The organism is Phyllobacterium sp. 22229 (assembly GCF_052056495.1).
GTDB lineage: Bacteria > Pseudomonadota > Alphaproteobacteria > Rhizobiales > Rhizobiaceae > Phyllobacterium > Phyllobacterium myrsinacearum.
On record NZ_JBQEPA010000034.1, the window covers coordinates 21,940 to 33,165 of the forward strand.

Sequence of the window (11,226 nt, forward strand, 5' to 3'; positions counted from 1 at the left end):
GTTTTGAAGCGCTTGAGGCACACACACATTCCTGTCGTCGCTCGATGTTTCAACGCCGTGTTTTTCAGGCAACCATCATGGGCATGGGCGTGTTTCTGACAGCCTGTACATCCACACCCGAAACAAGCGGCCCCAAATACCAGGATCCCATCCCAACAACTGTAGCGGCCAGTGCAACCGCAAACCCTTCTCCATCCGGTTCACCCACACCAACATCCGTTGAGATTTTCGTGTTGAAATCACCGGGGCGCTTCCAGTCGCTCGATTACTTCCAGTTGAAGGGTGGCAGCGCCCTTGGCGATGATCTTGTGGAACGCAAGACCGTGTCCGTGCGACCGGGCCAAACGACTGAACTGACTATAAATCCGGGCACGGAGGGTGCTTACGCCGGGGTCATTGCCGGTTTCCGCGATATCGAGAATGCGCGCTGGCGTGCACTGACACCGATTACAGGTTCCAGCCGGTTGAGCATTTCGGTCGGAAAACTTTCCGTCAGCGCAGCCGCAGGCCATTAACCAGGACGGTGTTTACGAATGGAACATGACAATCGCGTCGTCTGGTCGGAAGGCATGTTCCTTCGGGTACAGCACTTTCAGCAGCAGGACCGCTGGACGGAAAAGCTTGTCAAATCCGTCGTGCGTGAACTGGTCAAGTTCCCTTGGGGCGTTTCGCGTATTGCAATCAATGAACAACTGCTGGGCAACGGCATGTTCGCGCTGTCGAGCGTGCGCGGCGTTATGCCGGATGGCAGCATTTTTGAAGCGCCTGGACCGGTTGACCTGCCGCCTGCCCTGAGACTGGAGGAAGGCACCAAGAATGTCTTCGTCTATCTCTGTCTGCCCATGCAGCAGCCTGGGCTTGCTGAGATCGGCGGCGAAACAACCCCTGGCCGCAGCGTGCGGTATGCGCGTCGAAAATACGAAGTGCAGGACACCAATGAGGGCAGTTCGATTTCTGCCCTTCTGGATGTCGGACGTTTGCGATTGAGTTTTCTCTTGTCCGACGAGGAGTTGGCCGGTTACGACCGCATCGCCGTTGCACGCATCGTGGAAGTGCGCCAGGACCAATCCGTCGTTCTGGATGACAGTTTCATTGCACCGTCGATCAATTGCACGGCGCAGCTGCAACTGGAAAATATCGTAACCGAGCTTCTGGGCATCATGTCACACAGGGCAGAGGCGATTGCCGATCGCATGGGTGATCCATCCATCCGCGGCACGGCTGAAGTATCGGATTTTCAGTTTCTCCAGGCGCTTAACCGAAATGAAGCTGTCTTTCGCCATCACCGCGAGAATCTGAGCGCGCTGCACCCGGAGACGCTTTATGTGCTGTGCACGCAGCTCGCCGGCGAGCTTTCCACATTCACCAAGGAGCGGCGGCGCGGCTCGGTTTTTCCCGGCTACCGGCATCTCGACTTGCGCGGTTCGTTTGATCCGGTTCTCTTGGATCTGCGTGAATCGCTTTCGTCTGTCCTGGAACGATCGGCAATCGAAATCCCGCTTGACGAGCGCAAGCACGGTGTGCGGGTTGGCACCATCACGGATCGCAGTCTTCTCGTGGGCAGCGGCTTTGTGCTGGCTGTGCGCTGTGACATGCCGTCCGAAGCACTGCGCAGCACCCTGCCCCGGCAAATCAAGGTCGGTCCGGTCGAACGGATTGCAGAACTTGTCAATGTCGCCCTGCCCGGCATTGCGGTTCGCCCGCTGCCGGTCGCACCGCGACAGTTGCCCTATCGTCCGGGCACCAGCTATTTCGAACTTGATCGCGATGGTGCACTATGGAAACAGCTGAGCACCTCAGGTGCCATTGCCATGCACCTTGCCGGGGATTTTCCAGCCATCGAGTTTGAACTCTGGGCAATAAAGTCGTGATGCCATGAGCGACGATAAATTCTGGCGCAGTGAGCCGACGATCATCAAGCCCAAACCGGGGGGCGAACGTGGACGCGCGGCGCAAGGCGGACCAAATGACGCGGATGGCAACGAAACCACGACGCTTCAGTCGGCACTGCGCGACGGTGGGATAGACACAATCGATACCGGTCCGAAAGGCCTGCCATTTCTCGTCGCTGCCGCCCGCCCGCAGCTCAATTTGCTCTACCATCTTCGCGGACTTCATGCCGATCCTGATACCGAACAGCTCAGGACAGCCGTGATCGATGAAATGCGCGCCTATGAGCGTAAAGTCGCAAATGCCAATGTGGATACACAGCACGCCCGTGTCGCGCACTATGCGCTCTGTGCCACTATTGACGACGTTGTTCTCGCCACGCGCTGGGGTGGTGCCAGCAATTGGGCAAGCAACAGTATTGTTTCGACCTTTCACCGCGACGTGCAGGGCGGCGAGCGCTTCTTCGAACTGCTCGAACATTTTCACAAGGATCCGGGCCGCAACCGCGATATCCTTCTCCTGCTTTATCTTTGCCTGTCTCTCGGTTTCAAGGGCAGGCTGCGTGTCAGTGCCCGCGGCGCTCTCGAACTCTCCCAGATAAGGGACAGTCTCTACCGCACGCTCCAGTCATCCATGGGTGATATCGAGCGGGAGGTGTCTCCCCATTGGCGCGGCATCAATGCGCGTTTCTCCAAGGCGCGGTTCAAGAACTTCTACCCGGCACTGCTCGGCATGCTCGTTCTTCTGTGCGCCGTTGGCTATGTGGGTATCCTGCGTCTTCTCAATACGCAATCGGACGGGATCATGATTGCCATGGCGGCCGCCCCGCCGCAAGGCAACCCGTCGATCAAGGTCGAGCAGCCTGCACCGCCGCCGTTGGAACAGGTGGACAGGCTGCGCGACTTCCTTGCGTTCCTTCAGCCGGAAGTCGACCGCGGCGTTGTCACAACGACCCGGGATGGCAACCGCGTGCTCGTGCGGTTCCGCAATACCGGTTTCTTCGAAACGGCAAGGGCGGAGGTCAATCCGCAATTCCAGGGCTTGATCGATCGAATTGGCCGTGCAATCGCCGATGAGAAATTTTCCGTCCACATTGTCGGCCACACTGACAACCGGCCGATGCGGGGCGTGCGTTTTCCCTCGAACTATGATCTGTCCCGCGCACGTGCGCAATCGGTCGCCAGCATTATTGGCACCCACGTCCCGCAGAACCGGATCAGTTTTGAAGGCAGGGGCGAATCCGAACCGATCGACACCAATGATACCGATCCAGGGCGTGAAGCGAACCGGCGTACTGAAATCATCGTCACCGCTAATCCGCGGCCTGAAAAAGACAAGACAACCGGCGCAGGCAACCAACAGTGAATATCCTCAACTGGATCTATACGATCCGCTCCTACATTGAAGGCTATTTGGGCTTCCTGAAGGGCGGTCGCTTCTGGTCGTTGATCTGGGTCGTGGCCATCGCCGTGATGATCTGGTTCTATGGCGAAAGTGTCGCCTTTGGCCAATGGAGGCCGCTCGAATCCCAGTATAACCGCATCATTGCGATTGGCGCGGTTGTTCTGGTCTGGCTGATCTATGTCATTGTATCGGCTGTTCGCCGGCGCCGTGCCGAAGCTGCGATGATCGACGCGGTGGCAGAGGACGGAACCGATTCGGAAACCGAAGCCAAGGAAGAAGTCGCTCTTCTGAGGGAGCGCCTGAAACACGCCCTTCTTCGCCTGAAATCAATCAGTAAGAAGCGCTTCGGGTATGTCTACGATTTTCCGTGGTATTTGATCATCGGAGCGCCAGGTTCCGGCAAGACAACCGCTCTCGTCAATTCAGGTCTGTCCTTTCCCTTTGCTGAAGAAATGGACGAACACAGCATTCAGGGCGTGGGCGGCACACGCAGTTGCGACTGGTGGTTTACCGACGAGGCTGTACTCATCGACACGGCAGGTCGCTATACCACCCAGGACAGCGATGTCACAGTGGACAGCACCGCCTGGCAGAGTTTCCTGGGCCTGCTCAAACGCCATCGTCCGCTGAAGCCGATCAATGGCGTGCTTGTGACCATCAGCATGGAAGACATCCTGACCCAGAGCGCTCAGGCCCGCTTCAAGGAAGTCAGGGTCATCAAGCAGCGTCTGCGCGATCTGGAGGACAATCTCAAGGTCCGGTTGCCGGTCTATCTGATCTTTACAAAAGTGGACATGCTGGCCGGGTTCGGCGAGTTTTTCGACAACTTCAACAAGTTCGATCGCGAACAGGTGCTCGGCGTGACTTTTCCCCTTGGTGTCAGCCAGTCAAAGGGCAGGATTGCCGAGGCTTTTTCCGGTGAGATCGATCTTCTGCTCGAGCGCATGCACCGCTTGCTGCTGGAGCGCATGCAGCAGGAACCGGACGATATCAGGCGCAGCAGCGTTTTCCGTTTTCCGGCCCAATTCGCCTCGATCAAGAGTGTTCTGGTTGAACAGATCGGCGAATTGACAGCAAGTTCCAAGCTGGTTGGCGCGCCGCTCCTGCGGGGTGTCTATTTCGTCTCGGCGACACAAACCGGTGCGGTTTACGATAAGGTAGGACGCTCGACATCAGCACGTTTCTCATTTCTGCAGGAACCCAACACCGCCGGAACCGTCTCGCAGAAAGCATTCTTCCTGTCGCGGCTGTTCAACGATGTTGTTTTCGGCGAAGCCAATCTCGTCACCACCGATATCAAGGTACAGCGCCGCAAGCGCATCCTCTCTGCCATCTTCTATCTCGTGCCGCTGATCATTGCCGGCGGGCTTTTTGCCGGCTGGACCCATGCCTATTTCGCCAACCAGAGCACGATGAGCGCGGTCAATGAACGGATTGCCTCCTACAATCGCGAGGCGACGTCGATTGCCATCGAGGATATTGCGACTGATGACCTGAACCGGATACTCTCGCCGCTCGACACATTGCGCGATGCCATCGCGGATGACATTGCCGGCAAGAGCCGCTGGTATCATTTCGGCACGGATCAGGAAGCCAAGCTCAGCGACAGCATGCAGGCAACATATGCTCGCGCGCTCAACGGCTTTCTTCTTCCGCGTTTGCTTGTGCATCTGCAGAACCGGATGAATGATCCTCAGATCACAACCGGACAGCTCTACGATGCATTGAAGCTGTATGCGATGCTCGGTGGTCTCGGTCCAATGGACGAGCAGTTCGCAATACAGACCCTAAAGGCAAATTTTGCAGCATCCTTACCCGGCGCCGGCCGGGCCCAAGCCCGAGACAGTTTGCTCGCACATAGCCGCGCACTCCTGTCCCGCCCATTGATGACAGTTACGCTCGATGACAATCTCATCAAGAAAGCACGCGACAAGATAAATGCCATTCCGCGCTCGCAACAGCTTTTTGAACTGTTGCTGACGTCAGCCGATGCCATGGCGTTGCCCGAGTGGCGTCCTATAGACAAGGCGGGATCGGGCGCGGAATTGCTGTTTGCCCGCGGCAGCCATACGGATCTTCGTCAGGGCATAGCCGGAATTTTCACCCGTGACGGCTATTTCAACTATTTCCTGCCCCGTCTGGCAGAGATGTCTGAGCAGTTTGCCCAGGAGGGCTGGGTGATCGGTGAACAAAAAGCGCAAGCCGAATCCGGCGACAATCTGAAGACCGATGTGCTGCGCATATATTTCAACGCCAATCGGCAACAGTGGGCGGCACTGTTGAATGACATGGCGATTCGTCCGGCACCCGACCTGATCCAGGCAGCCGATATCGTCCGTATCTTGGCGTCGGCTGACAATCCGCTGCGGACATTTGCAGCGGCTGTAGCCGAGGCAACCAATCTCGATCCGCAGCAGTTCGCCGCATCCCCGGCCAAACCTGCCGGGAAGGAAGCGGCTGTTGACGAAGCGCAGCGGCGGGCCGCGGAGGAGGCAGCCAAGGTGAATGCAGCACGTGTTGAGGAGTTGCAGGCCCTGACCGACGGCTTCGAAACCACCATGCTCGACCCCTACGCGGCGCTGCGCAAATCCCTGCAGCCGCCGGAAGGACAAAAATCGCAGTTCACGGATCTTTCGCCAGTTCTTGAGGAACTGTCGCTGCAACTGAGCCGCGCGGCCACCAATGCAGGTGAGGTCAACACGATTTTTGGTGTCGAGAGCAAACTGGCGTCGGCCAATCAGATGCTGGTCGCACAGGCACAGCGTTTGCCTGAACCGGTCAGCCGTTGGGTTGGGCGCCTCGCCACGGATATCGCCCGGCTGTCTGCAAGCGGGGCCCGGCGATCCATTTCGGATCTGTGGCAAAGCACCGGTGGACGGTTCTGCAAGATCGCCATTGCCGGGCGCTATCCCTTTGATCCGAATGCCAACAACGACGTTGCCATCAATGATTTCATCCGAATGTTCGGTCCTTCGGGCGAGTTTGCAACATTCTTCCAGCTGCAGCTGAAACCATTCGTCGATGTTTCGCAGACACCGTGGCGCCTGGTCGGCATGAATGGTGCGGAGGCCATTGCCAGTGATGCCCTCGTACAGTTTGAAAATGCCCAGACCATCCAAACCGCATTTTTCTCGAAAGGTGGCAATGATCTCAGCCTCGACCTGGATATCACACCCAATGATCTCGATAACAGTTCAACGGGTGTAACGCTCGATATCAATGGCGAAACGATCAACTATGATCACGGACCAGTTCAGACCAAATCATTCAAGTGGCCCGGCCAAGGCAACCGTTCCGCCCGCATCGCCTTCAATCCTCCGGGACCCAACGCAAGCGTGAGCAAGACTGGCCCCTGGGCAATGTTCCGGCTGTTCGACCTTGCCCAGAGAAAGGCAGCAAGCGAAGATCAGTTTACAGCCTCGTTCCGGATGGGCAGCCGCGCCGCAAGCTTTGATGTGCGCGTTGGTTCCGTGCTCAATCCGTTCACGCTGAAGGCACTGCGCACATTTCGCTGCCCTGACGCACTTTGAGGCATGAATTTCAGCAATCCATGACGGCATTGCCATCGTGGATACAGGACCGGAAGAGATGAACCCGATGCTACCAAGAGATACGGTTCTGGCCGGCTATTTCGGCAAGGTGCCGTCCAAGGGCGATTTCATCAGCCGTCGGCTGGATAGGGATGTCCGCATGCAGCTCGATCAATGGCTGCAACCCGCGCTCCAGTCGAGTCGCGAGAAGCTGGGCGATGAGTGGATGGACCTCTATCTCAATGCGCCGATCTGGCGCTTCTATCTTGAGGGCGGCATTTGCGGGCCCTACCCGGTTGTTGGCATGATGATCCCGAGCGTTGACAAGGCCGGGCGTTATTTTCCTTTTCTCGTCGCCGCACAGATACCGGACTTTTCCCTTTCCGTTGCGTCGATTGCCCGTGCCGATGGTTGGCTGCACTCCCTTGAAGACATTTTGCTGAGTGTTCTGGAGGATGAATTTGACATCGACTATTTCGACCATCAATTGGCAAAGAAGGCATTTGATCTTGATAACGCGCCAGCGGGCCTGAACCCGCTTGATGAACCGCCATCACAAACAGGCGCCTTTGCACCCCTGGCCGCCGCTCTTGCCGGGAAGTCGCTGCCGCAATCGGTCTGGTGGACATCCGGATCCGACCGCCGCAAACCCGGTATGTCATTGTATACCGGTTGGCCAGCCGCCACGGCCTTCGCATCATTCTTCAAGGACGATACGGCTTCGTCCGCATTTGAGGATGAATTTGCCAGGGCGAGGCAAAGCGGCCAATCCCTGCACAATAACGGCATGTTTTCCGAAGCGCGGACCGTTGGCAACATTGCCGTCGCCGGCCGGTCTCATCGCGGTACACTTGCCGAGCAGAATACGGAAAGCTTCGTGTTTCAGCTGGAAAGAGGTTTCGTCTCTATCGCGGACGGTACATTCGGCCTAACCCGGAACGCGGCCATCTCGCGTTTTCTGCTTGCCGCCATAGACAGTATTCAATTGCCGGAGAACATCGAGGATGCACTTCAGTTGCTCGCCGATCGCCTGGAAGATGCCAAGCGGGCTCTCACACCGCGTCTTGATATAGCCGTTGCCGGACTTGCATTGCAGGCGGGTTCACTCAGCTTAGTCCTTCGGCCGGAACGGTTTGGTCTCATCGTACAAGGAAATGTCCATTGTCTCCTGTTACGGGACGGCACACTGACCGAACTGACGGACACATCGCTCGGCAAGCGCTCCAGTTCAACATTGAAACTGCAGCTGAATCCGACCTCCGTTACAGTGACGGGAGACCTTGTCGCCGGCGACCGCTTTTTTCTGATGACAGAAAACATAGCGCAAACGGTTCGAGAAGACAGCATGTCAGCCTTGTCCACCACAAGCCGCGTGGAATCAATTGTCGACCGGCTTGTCGATGACAGCCTGATCAATGGCGCTGAAGGCAATCTGACGCTGATTGCCATTGCTGTAGACCCGGCACCCGGCAATCACCGGCAATGATCGTAGGTGCAGAGCGAAGACAGATCAGAACTGCATTCGGAACTGTGCCGTTACGGAGCCGCCAGTAATCGTCTCCCCGAACTGCACATCGCCGCGCACGCTGCCGATCACGAGACGTTCGACACCGTTGATCTTGCCTGTTAACGCCAGCAAATTCATACCCAAGCTTGCTTCGCCATAGGTATCGAGACGTTCTGTCTTTACCGGCAAGACAACCGGATTTGCGCTGTTGGGGTCCAATGTCAGTTTGGCATTAATGTCACCGGCGAAATCGTGATAGGCGGTCATTGTCAGGAATGGCGATAGACGAATTCGGTCATCGGAGAAGAAAAAGTTCCGCGAGACCGTTATGCCGCCAAACCCGATCATGCTCTTGACATCGTCAAACTGAACACGGCCCTCATTCTGATTGAGCAAGATGTTTCGCGGAATAATCAGATCGTCCGTGCTGCTGTTGGAGTATGTGAACCCCGTCGCCGGAATGAACGACCAATCATTGTAGGCGAGTGTATAGGATGCTGATCCGCCAACGGAGGTGCGCTTGCCTTTGACACCGGCCCCATTGATCTTGAATATTGGGTCATCAACAGTAATGGTATAATCCATTAATTCCTGTCGAACCTGCATATCAAAAAAGAGCGGTCCTTTGGTATAGGCTGCATAGCCGCCATAGAACACGGAACTGAAATCCGTGGTATTCGCATAGTTTTTCTGGTTCGATTTGCCGAATATCTGGCCACCCGTCAGGCCGAAATTGACGTTGCCCCCCGTGCCTTGAATATTGAAGACACCTGCATCCATGCCCACCTGATATCCGTAGTAGCTCGTTTCGATGGTTGCCGGTGTGTTGACCTCTGAACCATCGGGCTGGTGAATGGTGCCTTGAGTATCAATTTTGGACATGCCGCCGTTGGTTCTGATCCAGGGAGCAAGACCAAACTGGTTCTTCTCGGGGTCGATGGGCGCTGAAATCAGACCGCTCGAAGGCTTGAAGAACGATGATGCAATGACGTTCTGTGACGCGATGAAGCCGGATACGACACCACTGGCTGCCGTGCCATTGATACCCGACTGAACGACATATTGCGCGTGATTGGTGCCGCCTTCCGATACCGTTTGACGGACCAGATTGTATTGCACGATGCCACCCGTGGGCAGTCCAGTTGCCGTCACCTGGCCGTTGCCGCTGCTGTCGGCAGCGTCAACCAGCAGGATGGTCTTACCAAATGCGGTAGGCTCCTGTCCGGAGGACAATGCATTGAGTTTCAGATTGGTGGTGCCCATCAAGACGCCGCCCAGGGTAACGACGTCTGATGTTCCTTTGTTGAAATCAACATCCAGTGAAATATTCGATCCCGGCTGGCCGATATAACTACCGGAAATCGAAACGCGATCACCGACTTGGTTGTTGGCGAGGTTCAGGTTGCCGCCGGCCTGGTTCCGGAACTGCTCCAGACCGTTGAATCGCGTATTGCCAGTCGCGTTGATCAGTCCGCTGTTCTGAATAACGTCATTGCTGCCCGACAGAGCGAACTGACCGGAATTGCCGATATTCCACACGCCGCCAGCCATGTTGTTGACAAGTGTCTGCGCTCCCGGACCGGAAGACAGAACACCTTCAAGCAATGCGCCGGCATGGTTGTTCAGAGTTGCCTGGCCGCTGATATTGTCCAGCAATGTCAGGTTTTCCGGATTGGATGACGCGGAACGAATGGACGAAAAATTATCAAAAGTGACCGCACCTTTCGTGTCGGTGCGCAGCGCAGTCTGCCCGGCAGTGATGGCCTGATTGATGACCGCTTGCGCGGCAGTTGTCTCGCCTTTCAGGGAGATTGCCGTATCGCTCGCCCGGATAATACCATCAAGATTGAGCTGCATGGCTCCGTTGCCGGTGGTCTCGAGCGCTATGCCCGTATTGCCGGTGACAGCATTCGCCGTGGCAACAGAGATATCGCCGAGCTGAGATTTGACAAAAATTCCGTGACTTGTGCCAGTCAAGGCGGCCGTGTTCGCAATTGTGACCCGCCCGCCCGTCGACCCGGCCGATATAGCCGCACCGGATGTGCCTTGAACATTGCCACGTGCCGCGACATTCACGTCACCGGCACCGGTCGCAACAGCGCTGATACCCGTTCCACCGGAAACAACATCCGCAGTCTGGATATCAATTGCTCCATTCTGCGTTGTGGCAGATATGCCCTGGCTTACGCCGTTTACCGCATTTGCCGCGGCAATTGTGACCCGCCCGCTCGTGGATCCAGCTGATATGGCCGCGCCGGCCGCGCTTGTCACCACGCCGTTGCTGCTGACAGTCACATTCCCGCTACCGCTGGCAGCCGCATCAATACCAACTGCACCGGACACATTCCCGTTCGTTTGGATGTTGATATTGCCGGTTGTCTCGCGTGCAGTTATCGCAGTGCCAGATCCATTGTTCACAAAGGCATTTGTGCTGGTCAGAATATCGATACCGCCGCCGGTATTCGACACATTGATTCCGCTGGTCGACAGTGCCGAGATGGTCCCGCCGATTGCCTGGGCTTTGATGTCGGCCACAACCGTCCCTTGAACGGTCCCGCCTGTCTGGCCGAATGCATTGGTCGACACTTTGTTGGTGTTTGCCAGTGTGCCGCCGCTCAGCAGATAACTGTTCGTCTTCACAGACCCCTGCATGGTGCCACCGGACTGGGCAAAGATGTTCGTGGTCACCATCCCGCCCATCGTGCCGCCGGTCTGTGTCACACTGGTCGTCGCGTTCAACACGCCCATCGATCCAACCGTACCAGAACCTGAAATCGTTGCCGTTTGCGTGTTCACCGTACCCGTCAGATTGCCTGTACCTGAGAGTTCATAGCTGCTTGTCGCGGCCGTGCCCGACAAGATACCGCCGGATTGCGTAACGACGTCACTTGTACC

8 protein-coding genes are annotated in these 11,226 nt (G+C 56.7%); 7 read left to right on the plus strand and 1 reads right to left on the minus strand.

Annotated elements, in window-relative coordinates; all coding sequences use genetic code 11:
- The first annotated feature begins 83 nt into the window (after positions 1–83).
- The 5 genes from tssJ (at position 84) to tagF (ending at position 8,310) form a co-directional block, all read left to right on the plus strand.
- Positions 84–515 (plus strand): type VI secretion system lipoprotein TssJ, encoded by a 432-nt coding sequence (gene tssJ, locus ACTJJ7_RS26715; protein WP_245421242.1) that lies wholly within the window; start codon positions 84–86, stop codon positions 513–515.
- Between the two features lie 18 nt (positions 516–533).
- Positions 534–1,871 carry a type VI secretion system baseplate subunit TssK gene (gene tssK, locus ACTJJ7_RS26720; RefSeq protein WP_105737553.1) on the plus strand — a complete coding sequence of 446 codons (1,338 nt, stop codon included), beginning with the start codon at positions 534–536 and terminating at the stop codon, positions 1,869–1,871.
- A 4-nt stretch (positions 1,872–1,875) separates the two neighbouring features.
- Positions 1,876–3,255, plus strand: a complete 1,380-nt coding sequence (tssL, locus tag ACTJJ7_RS26725) for a type VI secretion system protein TssL, long form (protein WP_440969370.1) — start codon at positions 1,876–1,878, stop codon at positions 3,253–3,255.
- On the plus strand, positions 3,252–6,824 hold the full coding sequence (tssM, locus tag ACTJJ7_RS26730; protein WP_105737557.1) for a type VI secretion system membrane subunit TssM: 3,573 nt from the start codon (positions 3,252–3,254) through the stop codon (positions 6,822–6,824). Before tssL ends, tssM begins: the two co-directional genes overlap by 4 nt.
- Positions 6,825–6,891: 67 nt before the next feature.
- Entirely contained in the window at positions 6,892–8,310 is a 1,419-nt protein-coding gene (tagF, locus tag ACTJJ7_RS26735) for a type VI secretion system-associated protein TagF (RefSeq protein ID WP_440969371.1), read from the plus strand.
- 24 nt (positions 8,311–8,334) lie between these two features.
- On the opposite strand, the gene ACTJJ7_RS26740 is transcribed toward tagF, so the two are convergent.
- Complete coding sequence (locus ACTJJ7_RS26740) at positions 8,335–10,188, minus strand: autotransporter outer membrane beta-barrel domain-containing protein (RefSeq protein ID WP_440969372.1); 1,854 nt, start codon at positions 10,186–10,188, stop codon at positions 8,335–8,337.
- 316 nt (positions 10,189–10,504) lie between these two features.
- Between ACTJJ7_RS26740 and ACTJJ7_RS26745 the strand changes: the two genes are divergently transcribed.
- Together ACTJJ7_RS26745 and ACTJJ7_RS26750 are read left to right on the plus strand one after the other, a co-directional pair.
- Positions 10,505–10,879, plus strand: coding sequence for a hypothetical protein (locus ACTJJ7_RS26745; protein ID WP_440969373.1), 375 nt, complete (start codon positions 10,505–10,507; stop codon positions 10,877–10,879).
- Positions 10,880–10,981: 102 nt separating this feature from the next.
- Entirely contained in the window at positions 10,982–11,164 is a 183-nt protein-coding gene (locus tag ACTJJ7_RS26750; RefSeq protein ID WP_440969374.1) for a hypothetical protein, read from the plus strand.
- Positions 11,165–11,226: the final 62 nt, after the last annotated feature.

What these genes read in the sequence shown, in the direction of transcription:
- tssL (WP_440969370.1), top strand. Translation starts at nt 1,876, where the DNA reads ATGAGCGACGATAAATTCTGGCGCAGTGAGCCGACGATCATCAAGCCC.
- ACTJJ7_RS26745 (WP_440969373.1), top strand. Translation starts at nt 10,505, where the DNA reads ATGCCCTGGCTTACGCCGTTTACCGCATTTGCCGCGGCAATTGTGACC.
- ACTJJ7_RS26740 (WP_440969372.1), bottom strand. Translation starts at nt 10,188, where the DNA reads ATGCAGCTCAATCTTGATGGTATTATCCGGGCGAGCGATACGGCAATC.
- tssK (WP_105737553.1), top strand. Translation starts at nt 534, where the DNA reads ATGGAACATGACAATCGCGTCGTCTGGTCGGAAGGCATGTTCCTTCGG.
- tssJ (WP_245421242.1), top strand. Translation starts at nt 84, where the DNA reads ATGGGCGTGTTTCTGACAGCCTGTACATCCACACCCGAAACAAGCGGC.
- tagF (WP_440969371.1), top strand. Translation starts at nt 6,892, where the DNA reads ATGCTACCAAGAGATACGGTTCTGGCCGGCTATTTCGGCAAGGTGCCG.
- ACTJJ7_RS26750 (WP_440969374.1), top strand. Translation starts at nt 10,982, where the DNA reads ATGGTGCCACCGGACTGGGCAAAGATGTTCGTGGTCACCATCCCGCCC.